The organism is Paracoccus versutus (assembly GCF_000763885.1).
Classification (GTDB): domain Bacteria; phylum Pseudomonadota; class Alphaproteobacteria; order Rhodobacterales; family Rhodobacteraceae; genus Paracoccus; species Paracoccus versutus.
On record NZ_JRKO01000051.1, the window covers coordinates 19,184 to 38,445 of the forward strand.

The window sequence follows — 19,262 nt, forward strand, 5'->3', positions numbered from 1 at the left end:
TCACAGGTCCAGCACCAGCTTCTTGCCCTTGCAACGCGACACGCAAGGCAGGATCAGCGTCCCGGATTCCTTCTCGGCCGGATTGAGGTAGAAATCGCGGTGATCCGGTTCGCCCTCCAGAACGGTGGTCAGGCAGGTGCCGCAAACCCCCTGTTCGCAGGATGTCATCGGCTCCAGCCCGGCAGCCTCCATAGCGCCGATGATGGTCTGGTCTTCCTCGACCGTCAGGGTGACACCCGATTTCTGCAGCACCACCTCGAAGCTGTCGCCGTCGAGTTCCAGCGTGGCCGCATCGACGCTGAACCGTTCCAGGTGGACGCGGTCGCTTTTCCAGCCGCAGTTCTTCGCCAGTTGCTCGATCAGGTCCATAAAGGGTCCGGGTCCGCAGAAATACAGGCGAGCATCGGCGGGCGGATTGGACAGGATCCCGGTCAGAACGGCGTTGAGCGTCGGTGGAACAAGGCCAAGATAGACTGGAGCCTCGTCCAGGGCGGCGATTTCGCTTTTGAACGGCACATGTTCGGCGCTTCGGGCGAACAGATGCAGGACGCATTTGCGGCTTACGGACTGAAGATGGCGCGCCATTGCCAGCACCGGGGTGATGCCGATGCCCCCGGCGATCAGGATCACCGGACCCTCGTCCGACCGAAGCTCGAAGTTGTTCCGTGGCAGGCCCACCTCGATCTCGTCGCCCTCGTTCAGCGCGTGCATCGCAGCCGATCCGCCTCGGCCGTTCGTTTCGCGCTTGACGGCGATGTGATAGGCATCGCAGTCCTTGGGGGCGTTCCAAAGCGAGTACTGGCGGACGATGCCGTCGCCGACGCAGACGTCGATATGGTCGCCTGGTGTGAACTTGACGGACGATCCATCGCAGGGGACCAGTTCGTACGAACGGATTTCCGGCGTCTGCTCTACGATCCGCCTGATCTTTACCCGTTGAGTGTTCATGGCGTTTCCTTCGGCATTTGAAGAGGCATCATGCCGGGCATTGGCTTGAACTTCTCGAGTCTCATGAAGCGCTCCATCCACCGCGAAACGGAAAAAAATGGAGCCAAGTCGATGCCACCTTCTTCGGCAAGTGCAATGTAGGGAAGGCACGCGACATCCGCGATGGTCGGATGCGGCAACGGCAGCAGCCAGTCATGGCCGTCTTTTTCGGCGAACCAGAGATGCTCGTCGATGATCCGCAGCAGCTTGATGCCTTCGGTCCGGGCCTTGCTCACGTCCAGCCGATAGAACATCGCATCATGGAGCCGTGCAGCCGAAATGGAGCCCGTCAGCTGGTCCGCGAAGGCGAGCCATTGATAGACCTCGCCCTGGTGATCGCGCGGAAACCATTTGCCGGACTTGTCGTAAGCGGCGGCAAGGTAGACCAGGATGGCCTGCGCATCGCGAACCGCTTGACCTTTATCCATGATGGCCGGAAGCTGTCCCAGCGGGTTTATGTTAAGGAAACGCGGCGACTTGTGCTCGTATCCCGGATAAAAGTCGACAAGGATCGACTGGTATTCCAGGCCAAGCTGCTCCAGCAGGAACCGGACCTTGAAGCAGTTCCCCGAAAGTGGATAGTCATGGAACTGTATCATGACTCCTCCAATCTGCGCCTGATCGCTGACAATTCCGCGCGCCTTTGCGCCGGATCGCCTGTCGGGTAAACCATCGTCCCATCGACGCCCCAAGGGGTAAGATGATCGACGCTGGAATCGACATGCAGCCTGACCTGATCGACCGGCGCCGCGATGTGGACCGGATAGCAAGGCTCGCCTCCGCTGCCCGTGGGCAAGCATTCTTCCACGCTCGCCCAGACAAAGCCGTCCGCCACGGCCGTGGAATAGACGGTCGCACTTATGTCGTGGGACGGGCGTCCCTGCAGCGCGGGAACCAGCGTCACCTTGCCCGATTCGTCGAACTGCCAGCCGTGGTACACGCCTTCGAGGTATCCGCCCATGTTCCGTCCGGCGCTAAGCCTTACGGAGCGGTGGGGGCAGCGATCCAGCCAAACGTTGATCGCGCCGCTGGCGCCCCGCCAGATGACCAAGGGCTTGTCGCCCATCATTGACCTGACGATCGAATAGTCGCGGACGTCTTTTTCGAGTGCAACAACATACGAGGTCATGTCATCGCCCCATAGGTTACATGGTTGGCGCGCAGCCATTCGCGGTAGCTCAGCGAAGAATTGTCCACCTCGATGGAGGTCTCCGCGCCGTTGAGCGGCAGCTTCTTGTGGACATGCCGCTCGAGAACATACTTGTCCTGCGCCGAGATGATCTGCTGGTCGGCTTTCAACTGACGCTCGTCCATCCAGTCTTCCCTTATCCATGCAAGCAGCTTGTGCGCGATAAAGTTTTCTTCATCCAAAGGCTGTGCGAATATGCCGAGATAGTCGTATCGACCCGGTGTAGACGGGCGATGGATGAAAAGAACTACCGAATACGGGTCCGAAATCCGGTAGGTGTATTCCGCGACCGAGTTCGTCAACGGCAGCCAAGCCTTCTGCGACTTCAGCCACAACGCCCCCGCTGCATCGACGCTGGCCTCTCCCGGAACCAAATCCAGGTGATTCTCGTCGCCCAGGATGTTGGGATGCAGGAAGGGGAAATGCGCGTTGTCGATCACGTTGTCCACGATCCGCAGGCCCGAACACTTTATGGGCGTGGACCAGATGTTCATGACCAAGCGATCAACCTCGTAGTATTCCAGCAGCTGCTGTGGGGGTCCGTCGGGCTTGCCCAGGCTAGTCCAGACATATCCCAGCCGCTCAGTCACCGGCAAAGGGCGGGAGTCGCTCGACGCGGAAATCCAGGTCTTGTGGATTTCCAGGTCGATGTCATGGCCCAGAAGCCGGGTCCTTGTCGCATTCCTCCGCCGGATGTCCGTTGGCGACCCGAGCGGGTACCAACGGTTCCAAACCACAGCGTCTTCACATGCGTTCATGCCGGTCACTTGCTTTCGGTGACGTCGGTGAACAGGGCCGCTTTGAACGCTTCTTCGCCCTTTGCCGCGGCAGTGGACAGTTCGCGCAGCCATTTCCGGTACTGGTTCGAGATCTTGTCCGTCGGCAGCGAAACCTCGTCCAAGTAGATCGGGCCAGGCTGCGTCTCGATGACCGGCTGGTCCTCGGCCAAGACGAGCTTCTGGAAGTTGAGCGGCTGGCTATCGGGCAAGTCGTCTTCGGTATGCGCGATGATCATGAAGTTGCGGCACGAGTTCTCCGAGACTGGGCTGGAGGTGGTCCAGAGTAGGAAAGGCTTGTCGTTCTTGTACAACCTGATCGACAGGTTGACGCTGAACGGCATGGAGTTCCGGTAGTTCCAGCTTCCCAGCGGGCTATCGTCCGGCAGCGTGTCCAGCATGTCGCGGCCCGGCTCCATGAAGAAGCGAAGTTCGCCGCCCACGCGGTCAACGGGCACGATCGCCGGTTCCGAATATGCCGGGTCATAGAGGGTGCCCGGATGCACATAGGCGAAGTGCGAAAAATCGGTGAAGTTTTCCCAGCGGCGTTCGGCCGAGCTGTTCCAGTTGTAGGGCTCCGCGATGATTTGACGCTTGAATTCGGGGTTTTCCCAAGCTTCGCAGTAAGGGATGTTCGTGCAATCCCACGAGCTGTCGAGGCGGACCCAGATGATTCCGTACCGCTCTTCGCAGGCATAGGCGGGCGTAAACGCCTTTTTCGGGATCGCGTCGCTGGGACAGGCCGGCATAAGCTCGCAGCGGCCCGTGGCGCCGTATTCCCAGCCGTGATACGGGCATTGGATGCGGTTGTTCTCAAGCACCTTCCCGACGGACAGTTTCGCGTAGCGATGCGCGCAGCGGTCTCGCATGGCGACGTATTTTCCGTTCAGCTTCGCGATGACCAGTGGTTCGTCAAGAAGCGTCCTACCGATCGGACCGTTGCCTGCCGGATCGGCAGCCTCGAGTTCGTTCACGGTTGCGACAGGATGCCAGAAATGGCGCAGATAGCTTTGATCTGCGGTGAGTGGAGTCAAAGCGTTCATTATTTCCCCCGGTTAGCTACCGTTGTAATAGTTGCTTCATAAAAGCCTAACGGAAGGCAGCGCGTTTCAAAAAGTGCATTAAATTGTACCTTGCGTTTCGGATTTTGAACGACAGTTCGGAAACGTGAGAATGGCGGTGCGAAATTAGTCCACGTTAGCGGCGGCATGGTGCTGCTGCGGGCGGCGTAAAAGTCGTCCACCTTTTCCCTTTCTGCGGCTGCAGGGAGGATGGGAGGATCTACAGCGTGGAACTCTATCTCAAGGTTCGTCAGGCCTGTGCTGCTGGTATGAGCCAGCGTCAGGCGGCGACGACATTCAACATATCGCGCGACACGGTCGCAAAGATGATGACGTTCTCGGTTCCTCCGGGCTACCGGCGGACGGCCGAGGTCAGGCGCCCGAAGCTCGATCCGTTCATCCCGATCATCGAGGGTTGGCTGGAGGCGGACCGGACCATGCCGCGCAAGCAGCGGCATACGGCGAAGCGTGTGTTTGACCGTCTGCGCGAAGAATGCGGTTTCACCGGCGGCTACACGATCATCAAGGATTATATCCGGGAACGTGAGCGGCGGGGCCAGGAGGTGTTCGTGCCGCTGGCGCATCCCCCAGGACACGCGCAGGCCGACTTCGGCGAGGCAATGGTTCGGATCGGAGGTGTCGAACAGAAGGCGCATTTCTTCGTGCTGGACTTGCCGCATAGCGACGCCTGCTACGTCCGTGCCTATCCGGCGGCGGTTGCCGAGGCCTGGGTGGACGGTCATGTCCATGCCTTTGCCTTTTTGGGGGCGGTTCCGCAGTCGATCGTCTACGACAATGACCGCTGCCTGGTGGCGAAGATCCTGCCGGATGGCACCCGCAAGCGAGCCGCCCTGTTCAGCGGGTTTCTGTCGCATTACCTGATCCGGGATCGCTATGGCCGCCCTGGCAAGGGGAACGACAAAGGCAATGTCGAAGGCCTGGTGGGCTATTGCCGCCGCAACTTCATGGTGCCGATGCCTGAGTTCGCCAGTTGGGAAGAATTCAACCTCTGGCTGGAGGAGCGCTGCAAGCGGCGTCAGCACGATGTCCTTCGCGGCGAGAGCGAAACGATCGGCGAGCGACTGCAGCGCGATCTCGCCGCGATGCGCCCGCTCCCGGCGGCGCCCTTTGATGCCTGCGATCAGGCGACCGGCCGCGTGTCGTCGCAATCGCTGGTGCGCTACAAGACCAACGATTACTCGGTGCCCGTCGCCTACGGCCATCAGGATGTCTGGATCCGGGGCTATATCCATGAGGTGGTGATCGGCTGCCGGGGCGAAGTGATCGCCCGCCATCCCCGGTGCTGGGATCGCGACGAGATCGTCTTCGACCCGCTCCATTACCTTCCGCTGATCGAGCAGAAGATCAATGCGTTGGATCAGGCGGCACCATTGCAGGACTGGGACCTGCCAGAGGAGTTCGCCACCCTGCGCCGGCTGATGGAGGCACGGATGAACCGGCACGGCCGACGCGAATATGTCCAGGTCCTGCGGCTTCTGGAAACCTTCGATCTGGCCGATCTGCATGCGGCCGTGAGGCAGGCGCTGCAGATGGGGGCGATCGGCTTCGATGCGGTGAAGCATCTCTTGTTGTGCCGGGTGGAGCGCCGGCCACCCCGGCTGGATCTGGACTGCTATCCCTACCTGCCCAGGGCAACGGTCGAGAAGACCGAGGCCCGCTCCTACATGCGGCTGCTGTCTGTCAATGCGGAGGGCGTGGCATGAGCGACGCCCCGGAAATCCTGCTTGCCCATCACCTCAAGGCGCTGAAACTGCCGACCTTCCTGCGAGAACACCAGAAACTGGCCCGGCAATGTGCGGCGGAAGGCGTGGACCATGTCCGATATCTCGCCCGGCTCGTCGAACTGGAACTGATCGACCGGGAACGGCGGATGGTCGAGCGGCGCATCAAGGCCGCCAGGTTCCCGGCCGTCAAAAGCCTGGACAGCTTCGACTTCACGGTCATCCCGAAGCTCAACAAGATGCAGGTGCTGGAACTGGCCCGGTGCGAATGGATCGAGCGGCGCGAGAACATTATTGCTCTCGGCCCCAGTGGCACGGGCAAGACGCACATCTCGCTCGGCCTTGGTCTGGCCGCCTGCCAGAAGGGCCTGTCCGTCGGCTTCACCACCGCCGCGGCCCTGGTCAGCGAGATGATGGAGGCCCGCGACGAGCGCCGCCTGCTGCGCTTCCAGAAGCAGATGGCAGGATACAAGCTGCTCATCATCGATGAACTCGGCTTCGTGCCGCTGTCGAAGACCGGCGCCGAGCTGCTGTTCGAACTGATCTCGCAACGCTACGAGCGCGGATCGATCCTGATCACCAGCAATCTGCCTTTCGACGAATGGACCGAAACTTTCGGCTCCGAACGCCTCACCGGCGCGCTTCTCGACCGGCTGACCCACCACGTCAACATCCTCGAGATGAATGGCGAAAGCTACCGCCTCGCCAACAGTCGCGCCAGAAAGGCCGGCTGATCCCCCCTCCTCGAAAACCGCAACGCGCGGCTGAGACCCCCGCTCGGGCTACGCCCTCGCAGCGGTCTCAGCCGCGCACAACGGTGGCCGACTTTTGCGCCGCCCAGTGGCAGGTTTTTACGCCGCCGTTGACAGGAAACGCTGGGTAGCACTGCGGAACAGGCGACGATTCGCAATCCGGCAGTCAACCTTTACCTGTCGCTGAATGCGACTTTTTACCGAGAACATGCCCCTGCTTCCGTGTGCTCTTCGACCCAGATTTTCAAAGCGATTGCAGGTGCTTTCGCGCTTCGGCTTGCATGATCCGGGCTGCCCAAAGGCCTTTCGACCGACCGGATGCCTGTACATCCGATCGACCCAAAGCACGGACCGCTTCACGGCAGCTCGAAAACATTTCTCGGCCTGGGCGCAGGCACGATCCTAGGTCATGTTGACAAATGGCGGAGCCAGAGCTTGATGCATGCGATGTCGATGAAGCCGCGGAAGCTTTCTGCGGTTTTGTCGTAGCGGGTTGCCAGCCGACGGCTGTTTTTCAGCTTGTTGAAGCAGCGCTCGACCATGTTGCGCAGGGTGTAGATGGTCATGTCGACAGCCTTGCGCACCCTTCGGTTCTTTCGCATCGGTATCATGGGGAGGGCGTTGCGGCTCTCGATGTCTTCCCGAATTTTATCAGAGTCATAGCCCCTGTCTGCGACCAGGACGGCTGGCTGCGGCAGGTTGTCGGCCATCACCAGATCATAGCCGGTGTAGTCGGAATCCTGCCCCGGCGTGATCTCGGTCCTCATCGGGAGGCCAGCGCCGTTGATGCGGAGATGGATCTTGGTCGAGAAGCCACCTCTCGAACGGCCAAGAGCCTCTTTCGGAGTCCCCCTTTATGGATGGCCCGCCCCTCCCGCCGCCGCTGGTGTAGGCTGTCGGCGTTCAAAGGAGGAAGGAGCGAACCATGAGCATTGTGATCCTCGGTATTGATCTCGGCAAGAACAGCTGCAGCCTGGTGGGGCTGGATGACAGCGGGAAGGTAGTGCTGCGACGTCGGATGCGTCGTGACAGCGTGATCGCCTTCGCATCGAAACTGTCGCCCTGCACGATGGCGATGGAGGCCTGCTGCGGCGCGCATCACATGGGACGAGCGCTGGCGGCGCTCGGGCACGAGGTTCGGCTGATGTCGCCGGAATATGTGCGGCCCTACGTGAAGGCCCAGAAGAACGATGACCGCGATGCGGAGGCGATCGCCGAAGCGGCAACCCGGCCCACCATGCGCTTCGTGGAACTCAAGAGCGAGGAGCAGCTCGACGTTCAGACGCTGCATCGGGTGCGCGACCGCCTGGTCGGCGAACGCACCTCCCTGACCAACCAGATCCGGAGCCTATTGCTCGAGCGCGGCCACACCGTGGCGCAGGGCCACGCCAAGCTGCGGCACAAACTGATCGAGTTGCTCGACCCCGACACGGCGGCAGTGAGCCGGCGCATGGCATTCCTGCTCGAAGACATGCGCCGACGATGGACGGAGCTGGACCAGCGCATCGCCGCCTTCGACGCCGAGTTCGCCACCATGGCGCGCACCGACGACCGGGCCCGGCGGCTGACCGGCATTCCCGGAATCGGCGCACTGAACGCCACGGCGCTGGTGGCCGCGGTCGGCGACGCGGCCACGTTCTCGAAAGGCCGGGATCTCGCGGCATGGCTGGGCCTTGTCCCTCGCCAGATGACGACCGGCGGAAAGCCCAAGCTTCTCGGCATCACCAAGAGAGGCAGCCGGTATCTGAGAAAGATGCTGATCCAAGGCGCGCGCTCCGCCATGCCCGTCGTGTCACGAGGAGACACCACGACCGGCAGGTGGCTGCGTGCGCTGCTCGCCCGAGCACACCCAAACGTCGCCGTCGTGGCGTTGGCCGCGAAAATGGCACGGATCGTGTGGGCCCTGCTTCATCATGGACGCAACTTCGAGGCTGCTCGATAACGGCGAACTGAAAAATATCGAACCGGCGCTCGGCGCGAACGCCGCCAAGCGCTTCAAGCTGCGAGTGGTGATAGGAAGATGGCCTGACAGTCGACCGGTGTCCCGAAAGCCTCTGGCGCAAAATGGCCCGACGAGGCCGGCCCCTTTATGAGGATCGGGATGCGCGGATCTCCATCTTGGCAGCGGCCGAAGAGCCGACATGCCGGATACGTTTGTGCAGACTGCTCACACCATCACCCAATCGGCGCTTGCAACCGGGGCGGGCCATACGTTTGCGCCCGCCGCATGATGATGGGCGCGGATCACGGTGCTGTCGATCATCTGCAGCTTGTCCGGCGCGATCCCAGCGTGGTTCAGCGCGTCCAGGATATCCTCCCACAGCCCGGCAAGGGTCCAACGGCGGAACTGCCGGTAGACCGAGGACCACTTGCCGAACTCTTCGGGCAGGTCGCGCCACGGCGCACCAGTCCTTGCGATCCAGAAAATGCCATCCAGAACAAGACGATGGTCCGCAGGCTTGCGCCCGTTCGGATGCCGGACGGCTCGGATGAAGCCCTCAAAGAATCCCCATTCGTCGTCGGACATCAGGTTGCGTGCCAAGCTCATCTCCTACGTAGAGAGCAGCTTGAATCAGAGCGCGCACGCCGGTGGAACCCCTTTTGTCAACATCACCTAGCCAGAAAAGAGTGCTCATCGATCAGGTCTCCTTGCAGAGTCTGAATCACGCCAAAGACCTAAAATCAATGGGTCTGGAGCCTAGACTTGCTTCATCCTTGGGTGGCGTTCGATTTCTGGAACAGAACGTCTCTTTTGTTTATCTATTCGTCCCCTGATGGCCTTGATACCAAAAATGGCATCAGCGTTTGGCGGACCGGTAAGCTTAACGTTTCAGCCGATCCATGCCTGCAGAAAGAACAAAAACACGACTTTCGTCGCAAGCTTGGCGTACGTGATCGAGGCTGCGCCATTACGCGTCGTCATCAACAACAGGGAGCAGCATTTGAAGACCAAGGCAGGTGAATCCCCCCTATTGCTTCAATTGCGGAACATTACCAAGAGATACGGCACATATGTGGCAAACGACAGCGTGGATCTTGCGCTGGAGCACGGCCAGATTTGCGCCATCCTTGGTGAAAACGGTGCAGGCAAGTCCACCCTCATGAAGACCATTTACGGTATTCAGCAACCGGATGAGGGCGAGATTGTCTGGAACGGCGAGAAGGTCGCCGTCACCAGTCCGAGTGTTGCCAGAGATCTGGGTATCGGAATGGTTTTTCAGCATTTCTCGTTGTTCGAAACGATCAGCGTCGTTGAAAACATCTCGCTGACCGTTCCTGGGTCATTGCCGGACCTGGCCGAAATAATCAGGCAGAAGGCGGATGAATACGGCCTTCATGTCAATCCTGACGCGCCGGTGCATGGCCTTTCGGTCGGCGAGCGGCAGCGGGTCGAGATCATCCGCTGCCTCATGCAGGATCCGAAGCTGCTCATCCTGGACGAGCCGACATCGGTGCTGCCGCCCCACAGCGTGCAGCAGCTTTTCGGGACGCTCAGGAAACTATCCGAGCGTGGCGTTGCTATGCTCTACATCTCGCACAAACTGGAAGAGATCAGGGACCTGTGCCATTGCGCCGTCGTGCTGCGCCAGGGCCGCGTCACGGGCACGGCGAACCCGCGGCAGGCTACATCGGCGGAACTGGCCCGCCTGATGATCGGGCAGGACATCCCGACAGCCCGCCACGCCGAGGCGAAACCGAGCTGCGAACCTGCCCTGACCGTTAGCGACCTTACCTATGAAAATCCCGATCCGCTGGGAGAAAGCCTCGACAGCGTGTCGATGGCGGTCCGCCCAGGCGAGATCGTCGGCATTGCCGGTGTGTCGGGCAATGGTCAGTCCACACTGGCGCGGATTTTGTCAGGTGAAATCAGGTTGCAGGGCCACATGGCCGGCAGGATCCAGGTTTTCGATCACCCCGTGGGGGACGCTCCGCCCGGAACGCGCCGACAAATGGGGGTGACCTTCGTTCCCGAAGAACGACTGGGGCGCGCCACGGTTCCTACCATGAGCCTGGCGGACAACGTGCTGCTTACCGCCCACGGGGCAGGCCTGGTCCGAAAGGGATTGATCAGACGACGGCAGCAGGCCGATTTTGCCGACAAATGCATTTCGGCCATGGATGTCCGTTCGCGGGGTCGACAATCTATCGCATCCAGCCTCTCTGGCGGCAACCTGCAGAAGTTCGTGCTGGGCCGCGAAATCCTGCTGAAACCCCGCATCCTGATCGTTTCCCAGCCGACCTGGGGTATCGATGTCGGAGCGGCGGCGATGGTCAGGCAGAAGCTGGTGGACCTGCGGGACACGGGCACGGCGATCCTCATGATTTCCGAGGAACTGGAGGAGATATTCGAGATCTCCGACCGCATCCACGTCATGTATCATGGACGGCTGTCCCCCTCGGTCCAGGCCAGGTCGGTGACCGCCGAAGATGTCGGGCGGATGATGATGGGCGAATTCGACCAGAAGATGAGGGCGGCGTGATGATGGGTCGGTATGCACTTGTCCAGCGAAGCGAGGTGTCGCTCAAGAGCATCATGCTCGTGCCGTTGGTGACCTTCGTTCTGGCATTGTTGGGAAGCATGGTCCTGTTCGGCTTTCTGGGCGCCCCGCCTCTCGAAGTCCTATACAGGTTGCTGATTGATCCGCTGGCATCGGCGTACAACATTTCCGAGGTGGTGATAAAGGCTGCGCCGCTGATCCTGATCGCCCAAGGTTTGGCCATCGGGTTCCGGGCGAAGGTCTGGAACATCGGCGCAGAAGGCCAGCTGATCATTGGCGCCGTGGCGGCAAGCGTCATCCCCATCACCTTTCCGGAAAGCCAGAACGTCCTGATGCTTCCGGCGATGATGCTTGCCGGGATGATCGCGGGGGCGGCGTGGGCCGGAATCGCCGCCGCGCTGAAGACGCGCTTCAACGCCAGCGAGATCATCGTGACGCTGATGCTGAACCAGATCGCGGTGCAGATCCTGTATTTCCTCATCAACGGGCCGCTCAAGGATCCGATGGGGTTCTCCTATCCCCAGTCGGTAAGCTTTCCTCCGGTGGCGATGTATCCGCTCCTGTCGGATGACGGGATGCTGAGGGCGAACGCGTCCATCCTCGTGGTCATCCTGCTGTCGATTGCGGCGCTGATCTATGTCACGCGCACCTTCTCGGGATACACGTTGCTTGTGGGAGGGCTTGCCCCAAGTGCCGCCAGCTATGCAGGCTTCAGCGCCAAGAAGGCGGTCTGGATCACGCTGCTGATCGGCGGTGCCGCGGCGGGCCTGGCCGGAGTGGGCGAGATTTCGGGGCCGATCGGCCGGCTCCAGCCGTCGTTGTCCCCCGGCTACGGCTTTGCCGCGATCATCGTGGCCTATCTCGGCGGCCTGCATCCGGTCGGGATACTGCTGGCCGGGACATTCATGGCAATCGTTTATGTCGGCGCGGACGGTGCGATCATCGATGTGGGCCTTCCCCCGGCAGCGCCGGTAATCTTCCAGGGAATGGTTCTCGTGTTCTACCTCGCCTCCTTTGCCTTGGTCCAATACCGCATCGTACGAGTCCAGCCGGAGGCAAGGGCATGACGGACACGATCATCTTCGTCCTGGCAGGCGCCTTCGCAACCGCAACACCCCTTCTGCTTGCCGCGATCGGCGAGGCTGTGGCAGAGAAAGCAGGGGTCATGAACCTTTCCGTGGAAGGCATGATGGCATTCGCGGCAGCCGTGGCCTTTGCCGTGACCTATCAGACGGGAAACATCGTGCTGGGCTTCGGCCTTGCGGTCGGCGCATCCGTGGCGCTGTCCCTGGTCTTCTCGATCCTTGTGCTGGGCTTTTCGGCAAACCAGATCGTTTCCGGGCTTGCCGTCGGAATTCTTGGCCTCGGGCTTTCCAGCCTGGCCGGGCGCAGTTTCGAGAACCTGACGATGATGGCTCCGGCAAACCTTTCGCTCCCCGTCCTGTCGGATCTGCCTCTTGTCGGACCGATCCTGTTCCGACAGAGCGCCATCACCTATTTCGCCTTTGCGGTCGCGTTCCTGACCTGGTGGTTTCTTGCCAAGACGCGCCATGGCCGCATCACGAAAGTCGTGGGCGAAGATCCGGCCATCGCGCACAACCTAGGCTTTGCCGTGATCCGCATCCGCCTTTTCGCGATCATCTTCGGCGCCGTCATGTCGGGCCTTGGGGGCGCCTATGCCTCGACGATCCTGACGCCCGGCTGGTCTGACGGCCTGATCGCCGGCCGGGGGTGGATTGCGGTTGCACTGGTGGTGTTCGGCACCTGGCGGCCGCTCAGGATCGCATTCGGAGCCTATCTGTTCGGGGCGCTCCTGCTTGGGGATTTGGCCGTGCAGGCCATGGGTTTCAGCGTCCCGCCGCAAATCATGACATCCTTGCCCTACGTGATGACCATCATCGTTCTTGCGGCTGTGTCCAGGAATGCACTGCTGATCCGGCTGAACGCACCGGTTTCGCTGGGTCAGAACTTCCAACCATCAAAATAATAGCAAGCGACCAACAGGAGCAATCATGTATCAGATCGTTCGTGCACCCTTGCTGGGTGCGGTCCTTTCCATGTGCTGGTCCGGGACGCTGTTCGCTCAAGAGCCGCTCGACGTGGCAATCGTGGCGCCTAATGCGATCGGCGATGTCGGCTGGGACCACGAGGTTGTCCGTGGCAAAGAGGTTCTCGAGGAACGGTTCGCGGATAAGATAAACGTGACGGTCGTGGATTCGGTCGGCGAGGGTCCCAACGCCGCGCGCGCCATGAACCGGCTTGTGGCGAACGGAACCGACGTCCTGATCCTGGGTTCGTTCGGACACATGAGCGATGGCATGGCGCTGGCCAAAAAATCGCCCGACCTGAAGGTCCTGCATATCGGCGGGTACCAGAACCTTCCGAACTTCGCGACATTCACGGTCCGGCACTACCAAGCATCCTATCTGTGCGGCATGGCGGCTGGCTATGCGACGAAAAACCAGCAGCTTGGTGTCGTGGCCGCTTTCCCGCTGCCGGAAGTCCTTGGCATCCTTAACGCCTATGTTCTGGGTGCACGGAGCGTCAACCCGGATCTCAAGCCGGTGAAGGTGGTGTGGCTGAATTCCTGGTATGATCCGCCGCGCGACCGGTCCTCGGCGGAAAGCCTGATTTCGCAAGGCGCCGACGTGGTCTATTCGCTATTCCCTGGCACCCCCTCAGCCCTCGCAACGGCCGAGGAAAAGGGCGTCTATGCTGTCACGACGCTCAGCGACAATTCTGCTCACGCGCCGAACAAGCATCTTTGTGCAGGACAGGCGAATTTCGGTGTCGTCTATGCCAATGTCGTGCAGTCTGTGATCGATGGAACCTTCGAAGGGAAGGATACCTTTGCCGGAGTCGCCGAAGGAGCCATCGAAGTGGCGGGATTGTCGAAGGACCTGACGGATGAGCAGCGGGCAGCGATCCTGGCAAAGCAGGACGCGATGCGCGACGGAAGTTTCGATCCCTTCACCGGACCGGTAATGAACAATGCCGGATCAGAGGCGATCGCTTCCGGAAAGACGCTGAACACATCTGAGATCAAGAGCATGGACTTCCTTGTCCAAGGTATCGACTCGCGGCTGCAGAATTAGATAATCGCTGTCATTGCCTCAGGATCGGCCTCGGAACAGGCTGATCCTCTCATCGGCCATGCGCTTCCCGGGCGCATGCCGATGATCGTCCAGAACATCACAAAAGCAGAAAAACCTGCTACAACAGGAGGATTACTTATGACCAAACACAGCATCATCCCGGCGTCGATGCTGGCTCTTGGCCTAGGAATTATCGGGCATGGAGCTCACGCCGAGGTGCTTTTTTCCACAGGCGAGATACAGCTGCACTACGGCGACGGATTTCATCTGGGCGCCAACGGCCTTGACTCGACCACCCGCACCACCCTGACCTTTGAACAATACACGTTGTTCAACTGGGGCGATCTTTTCTATTTCGTCGATCTCAACAAGGACCATCAAGGAACCGGGTCGGAAAACAGTCACTATGCCGAAGCCTGGCTGCACTTGAGCGGAAAAGCCATGGGACTGACATTCCCCGACGGCGCGTTTGTCAAGGACGTCGGGCCGGACTTTGGCATCAACCATGGCGAGGATTTTCTGGTCATCGCTCCGGGTGTCCGCGCTGACCTGAACGTGAGCGGTTTTTCCGTCCTCACGGCCGGGGCCTATGTCTATAAAAATGTCGACGATCCATTTGATCGCGACCTCGACACGACATACCAGATAACCTTTGTCTGGGATTATCCCTTCAAGATAGGCAATGAAAACCTGTCGATCCGGGGATTTGCGGACTTTATCGGGGAACAAGGCGATGGCTTCGAAAGCCAGATCGTCTTCTCTCCCCAACTGCGCTGGGATGTCGGCAAGGAAGGCGGTGCCATCTTGGGTCTGGAATATACGTATTACAAGAACAAGTACGGCGTGAGCGATGTGGACGACAACTCAGTCAGCGCGTTTGCAGCTTTGAAATTCTAATCATCGTATGACTGGGGCGAACCTGATATCCCTGCCACGCGCCTTGGCTATCAGATCAGCAAGCAACGATAGAGCCTCGCGTTCGAGGCGTTGCCGGCGTCGCAAAGCGGCATGTTCTCGGGCGGTATCCGTGAAGCTGTGCTGGAGAAGGAGGACGCCGGTGGCCGCAGCACCAGCTACAGGCTGGTCGAGTGGGTGCGGGGCTGAATGTTTAGCGCTACCTTGGCCAGCTCAGAATAGGTTACATTTGGCTGCGAGCTTGGGGATTTGGCGCTCGACCAATCGCAAGTATCGTTGGTTGCGCGCCCCCGCAACCAGAAATCCTGCACTTTCTTCAACCTCCTGTTCACAGGAGGTTTTTTGCTGTCCGGCCAACTGGTCCACATTCAGGCTCAGCGAAAGAATCCCCCGCCAGATCGCCGTGAAGCGTCAGTTCGAGCCTGTTACGCTTGCCGGCCGTCGGCACGGGGGTAGCCACGATCTTCTCGATCAGGCCCCGGATCGCCTCGCGGACCTCGCTCTCCCGGTCCGGTTCCGTCAGCCCGGCGATCAGCACCTGGATCCGGTCGTGATAGGTCTCGGCGATGCGCGGATGCAGGCGGGTCGTCGTCGTGGGGGCCGCGGCCAGCTCCGCCTCGAGTTGCTTCTGTCTTGCCTCGAGCTGCTCCATCTTTGCCTTGATCCGTTCGGGCGGCAGGCCGGAGAGCAGCGCGTTTACCAGCGCGTCCTGCTCCTTGATGACCTTTGCCAGCTCCTTTTCCTTGACGGCCCGATCATCGACATGGCTGGCGGCCAGGCGGTTGCGCTCGGCGATATATTCGGCGACGAAGACCTTGACCAGCTCCGGGTCCATCAGCTGCTGGGAGAGGATCGCCAGGATCCGGCCCTCCAGTTCCTGGCGGGTGATGCCGGTGCGGTTGGTGCAGACCGAGGTGCCCTTGTTGCGGGAATTGCTGCAGCCGAAACGGTCCTTGCCCACGGTGGAGAAGCCGCCACCACAGCAGCCGCATTTGACCAGGCCGGTGAGCAGGAAGCGGGGCTTGCGCCGTTCCCAGGCCTCCCGGTCGGTCTGTTCGATCTTGCGACCCTCCTGCCGGGTCTTGACCCGGTCCCAGAGGGCCTGGTCGATGATCCTCAGTTCCGGCACCTCGGTGACGATCCATTCGGATTGCGGGTTCGGGCGGGCCTGGCGCTTGCCGGTGGCCGGGTCCTTCACGAAGGACTGCCGGTTCCAGACCAGCCGGCCGATATAGATCTCGTTGTTCAGAGTGCCGGTGCCGCGCTTGGGATTGCCGTGGATGGTGGACTTGTCCCAGGCCCGGCCGCGCGGGCCGGGGATGCCTTCGCGATTCAACTGGTCGGCGATGCGGTTCGGTGACATTCCGTCCGCGTAGGCATGGAAGATGCGCTGCACCACGGTGGCTTCGTCCTCATTGATCTGTCGGTCACCGCGCCTGACCTCGCCGTCCTCGCCCATATGGCGCAGCACAGTATAGCCATAGGCATTGCCGCCGCCGGACTTGCCGGCCTCGACGCGGCCGCGCAGGCCCCGGCGGGTCTTGGCCGCGAGGTCCTTCAGGAACAGCGCGTTCATCGTGCCCTTGAGGCCGATATGCATCTCGTCGATGCGGCCCTCGGCCAGGGTCTCGATGGCGGTGCCGGCGAAGGTCAGGTTCTGGTAGAGCGCCGCGATATCGGCCTGGTTGCGGCTGAGCCGGTCGAGGGCTTCCGAGATCACGACGTCGAAGCGCCGCTCGCGGGCATCCTGCTGCAGGCGCTGGATGCCGGGGCGCATCAGCGAGGCGCCGGAGGTGGCGGCATCCTCATAGCTGCCCACGATCTGCCAGCCGGCGCGGGCGGCGCGTTCGCGGCAGAGCCGGATCTGGTCCTCGATCGACGAGGCCGATTGCAGGTCGGAGGAATAGCGGGCGTAGATGACGGCGCGCAGGGTCATGGGCGGATCTCCGTGCGGAGGGGAAGGTCAATCGTCAGGCGCGCCGCGTTCTGCGGCGTGATCGGCGCGGGCGGCATCGCGGGCCAGGGCCCGGACGAGGGCAAGCAGCTGGTCGTGATGCTGCGCGGGTTGCCGATTCCCGGCAAGGGGTTTGTCGGCCGGAGGTGCCGACGGGACAGCCGCCGCCTGCGCGGCATCCTCCCTGTCGGCAATATCTCTCCGGTCTCGTGCCATGGGCCGAGCTGCTCCCCGCGCCTGAGGGCAGGGCCCGTCGGCGTTCGATGATGATGATTCTGGGCGGGGATGAGCCCGCTGCTGCTCAGATGATCATAGGGCATGGGCACGGCTCTCTCAGGGCAAAACACGGCTCTCGTGTCATGTGAATGTGGATAACCAGCTGAAAATACGGAAATCTCACGCGCAAGAGGGGCGGGCCGGAGATGACTGTCGTTCCTGGATTTGCGCGACCACCGCATCTGGACCGGCCCACGAGGCAATAGCCGGGCGAAGCGGAACATCGGGCGCGAATTATCCGGATTTTTGGAATGCGCTGGCGGGACAATGATGCCCTCCAGCACACCGTGCCAAAAGACAGCACTCCGGGCGCCGCTGTCCTTCTCGCTCCTGCTGCGAGTTTGCGGAAACGTCGGATGTATTCCGGGTCTTTTGATTTTTTGGTTCCTGGTCTTTGCGTTCTTTCTTTTTTATCCCGTGGACATGGAGTGGGCGGCGGGCAGGGCCCGCCGCTGGGAGTGCTGTCTTTGTTTTTAAGGTTTTGAACTGGCGGCTTTGCCGCTCTCTTTGGTTTTTTGTCTTATGTTTACGGGGAGCACGCTTTGATGGGGTGATGCGTGATCGTCGGCCCCTCTGTCTCTATTGCGGTTGCGGCGCGGGGCGCGCGTCACGGTCTTCGTCCGGCGCGGCATTGCGCATCCGCGCGAGCCAGTTCTGCACCTCGGCGCGGTCCATGTCGCGCGATGCCATCAGGGCTTCGGCCATCTCCTCGAGCAGATTGCGATGGACGCTGGGGATCCGGACAGCACGCTTCTCCGCAGCTTCGAGTTCGCGGCGCACGCGGAACAGCACGTCGGGGTCAAGGGCGAGCAGGGTCTTAGGATCTGCGGTCCAGACCGGGCCGTGGCCTCCCAACCCGTATTGCATCTGGATTCCCGAAGCGATGGCGGTGGCCATTGCCAGATCGGAGTCGGCGCTGCCGCCCGCACCGGCCGAAACATCGCCGAGGATCAGACGCTCGGCGGCACGCCCGGCCAGCAATTGCACCAGACGATCCTGCATGTCGCTGAGCAAGCCATGTTTGGCATGTGCATCGAACACCGTGCCGCCGCCTCCGTCGCGTCCCAGGAAAATACGGCGCACCGGGCCGAGGCGAAGGGGGGCGCAGGCGATGGCGTGACCGCATTCATGCAGAGCGACGCGGCGGTCGATGTCGGCGTCATGGGTGAGACGGAAGATCTGGTGCAGGTCATCCAGCGTCATGTCACGCTTTTGTCCCCGCGCCATTGTCTGCGTCTGCCGGATGGCCGCATCGACATCGGCGGCGGAGCAGCCGACGGCACGCGTAGCAAGATCGCGCAGATCGGCCTCGCGCCAGTCCGGCAGGCAATGCCGGAAGATGCCGAAGAGCGTGTCGGCATCCGGCAGCGGCAGGGCGACTTTCATGTCGAAGCGACCGGCCCTGAGAACCGCCGGATCGATCAAGTCCGGGTGATTGCAGTTGCCGACCGAGGGGGCTTTGGTGCGCGCATCACGAAAAGTCCGCCGCATCTCGCGCAGCATGTCGCCGAGATGGCCCGCGGCTTGCCATTCGCCGAAGGTGCCGGTCACGACGCTGAACCCTGCGCTGTTGCCCATCGCGCGGGCGATCCAACTCTTGCCGGTGCCGGGCGGCCCGTAAAGCAGCAGCGTCCGGGTCAGGTCCTGCCAGCCGATCTCGCCTTTCTTCCAGCCGCGCAGGTCGCGCACGATCTGCCACGCCGCGCGCAGTGCCGGACTGTCGCCGTGGATATCCTCGAGCCAGGCGGCCTGCGCGCCTATTGCGAGCAGTTCACCCAAAGCTACACCGAATGGTGGGACGACCTGGGCAAGCCGCAGCTGACGCCCGAGACCATCGACAGGCTGGTCGAGGGCCTGGCCGAGGAAATCGACGGCCGCGACTACGCCATCTTGCGCCGGCAGCGCGACGACCAGCTGGTCGCGGTCCTCAAGGCGCTTGGCGAGACCCGCAAGACGCCTGCCGCCCCCGAACACGCCTAGAGACCGACAGGAGATCCCATGAAACGCAAAATCGTC

At 61.5% G+C, this 19,262-nt stretch carries 16 protein-coding genes and 2 pseudogenes; 9 read left to right on the forward strand and 9 right to left on the reverse strand.

Going from position 1 to position 19,262, the window contains the following annotated elements; genetic code table 11:
• The 5 genes from IT40_RS20240 to IT40_RS20260 are packed head-to-tail and all read right to left on the reverse strand — an operon-like array spanning position 1 to position 3,995.
• Complete coding sequence (locus IT40_RS20240; protein ID WP_036759104.1) at positions 1-948, reverse strand: PDR/VanB family oxidoreductase; 948 nt, start codon at positions 946-948, stop codon at positions 1-3.
• On the reverse strand, positions 945-1,586 hold the full coding sequence (locus IT40_RS20245; protein WP_036759105.1) for a glutathione S-transferase family protein: 642 nt from the start codon (positions 1,584-1,586) through the stop codon (positions 945-947). Before IT40_RS20245 ends, IT40_RS20240 begins: the two co-directional genes overlap by 4 nt.
• Complete coding sequence (locus IT40_RS26945) at positions 1,583-2,116, reverse strand: Rieske 2Fe-2S domain-containing protein (RefSeq protein ID WP_052096175.1); 534 nt, start codon at positions 2,114-2,116, stop codon at positions 1,583-1,585. Before IT40_RS26945 ends, IT40_RS20245 begins: the two co-directional genes overlap by 4 nt.
• A complete protein-coding gene (locus IT40_RS20255) occupies positions 2,113-2,934 on the reverse strand; it encodes a hypothetical protein (protein ID WP_238986667.1) in 822 nt (273 codons plus the stop codon). The genes IT40_RS26945 and IT40_RS20255 overlap by 4 nt, the downstream gene beginning before the upstream one ends.
• A 5-nt stretch (positions 2,935-2,939) precedes the next feature.
• Positions 2,940-3,995: an aromatic ring-hydroxylating oxygenase subunit alpha gene (locus IT40_RS20260; protein ID WP_036759107.1), complete on the reverse strand. Its 1,056-nt coding sequence runs from the start codon at positions 3,993-3,995 to the stop codon at positions 2,940-2,942.
• Positions 3,996-4,240: 245 nt separating this feature from the next.
• Here IT40_RS20260 and istA point away from each other — a divergent pair, with 245 nt between their 5' ends.
• Both istA and istB read left to right on the forward strand, forming a co-directional pair.
• The gene (gene istA / locus IT40_RS20265; protein WP_036759109.1) at positions 4,241-5,737 is read left to right on the forward strand and encodes an IS21-like element ISPve1 family transposase; all 1,497 of its coding nucleotides are present in this window, start codon (positions 4,241-4,243) and stop codon (positions 5,735-5,737) included.
• Positions 5,734-6,489 (forward strand): IS21-like element ISPve1 family helper ATPase IstB, encoded by a 756-nt coding sequence (gene istB, locus IT40_RS20270; RefSeq protein ID WP_036759113.1) that lies wholly within the window; start codon positions 5,734-5,736, stop codon positions 6,487-6,489. The genes istA and istB overlap by 4 nt, the downstream gene beginning before the upstream one ends.
• Before the next feature lie 425 nt (positions 6,490-6,914).
• Here istB and IT40_RS20275 read toward each other — a convergent pair.
• Positions 6,915-7,361, reverse strand: a pseudogene (locus IT40_RS20275) (IS5 family transposase); the annotation flags it as partial.
• 71 nt (positions 7,362-7,432) lie between these two features.
• Here IT40_RS20275 and IT40_RS20280 point away from each other — a divergent pair.
• Entirely contained in the window at positions 7,433-8,449 is a 1,017-nt protein-coding gene (locus IT40_RS20280; RefSeq protein ID WP_036759116.1) for an IS110 family RNA-guided transposase, read from the forward strand.
• Positions 8,450-8,722: 273 nt separating this feature from the next.
• Here IT40_RS20280 and IT40_RS20285 read toward each other — a convergent pair.
• Positions 8,723-9,055 (reverse strand): annotated as a pseudogene (locus tag IT40_RS20285) (IS5 family transposase); the annotation flags it as partial.
• A gap of 244 nt (positions 9,056-9,299) precedes the next feature.
• Here IT40_RS20285 and IT40_RS20290 point away from each other — a divergent pair.
• From IT40_RS20290 to IT40_RS20310, 5 genes are all read left to right on the forward strand, one after another.
• Entirely contained in the window at positions 9,300-10,988 is a 1,689-nt protein-coding gene (locus IT40_RS20290) for an ABC transporter ATP-binding protein (protein WP_082657938.1), read from the forward strand.
• Positions 10,989-11,023: 35 nt separating this feature from the next.
• The gene (locus IT40_RS20295; RefSeq protein ID WP_243700242.1) at positions 11,024-12,073 is read left to right on the forward strand and encodes an ABC transporter permease; all 1,050 of its coding nucleotides are present in this window, start codon (positions 11,024-11,026) and stop codon (positions 12,071-12,073) included.
• Positions 12,070-12,993: an ABC transporter permease gene (locus IT40_RS20300; RefSeq protein WP_052096177.1), complete on the forward strand. Its 924-nt coding sequence runs from the start codon at positions 12,070-12,072 to the stop codon at positions 12,991-12,993. The genes IT40_RS20295 and IT40_RS20300 overlap by 4 nt, the downstream gene beginning before the upstream one ends.
• 25 nt (positions 12,994-13,018) lie before the next feature.
• On the forward strand, positions 13,019-14,101 hold the full coding sequence (locus IT40_RS20305) for a BMP family ABC transporter substrate-binding protein (protein WP_036759118.1): 1,083 nt from the start codon (positions 13,019-13,021) through the stop codon (positions 14,099-14,101).
• An 81-nt stretch (positions 14,102-14,182) separates the two neighbouring features.
• Entirely contained in the window at positions 14,183-14,998 is an 816-nt protein-coding gene (locus tag IT40_RS20310) for a DUF5020 family protein (RefSeq protein WP_147307313.1), read from the forward strand.
• A 346-nt stretch (positions 14,999-15,344) separates the two neighbouring features.
• Here IT40_RS20310 and IT40_RS20315 read toward each other — a convergent pair whose 3' ends face one another.
• A complete protein-coding gene (locus IT40_RS20315; protein ID WP_243700241.1) occupies positions 15,345-16,952 on the reverse strand; it encodes a recombinase family protein in 1,608 nt (535 codons plus the stop codon).
• A gap of 873 nt (positions 16,953-17,825) precedes the next feature.
• A complete protein-coding gene (locus IT40_RS20320) occupies positions 17,826-18,935 on the reverse strand; it encodes an AAA family ATPase (protein ID WP_243700240.1) in 1,110 nt (369 codons plus the stop codon).
• A gap of 36 nt (positions 18,936-18,971) precedes the next feature.
• On the opposite strand from IT40_RS20320, the gene IT40_RS26950 reads away from it, so the two are divergent.
• Positions 18,972-19,226, forward strand: a complete 255-nt coding sequence (locus tag IT40_RS26950; RefSeq protein ID WP_052096178.1) for a hypothetical protein — start codon at positions 18,972-18,974, stop codon at positions 19,224-19,226.
• Positions 19,227-19,262: the final 36 nt, after the last annotated feature.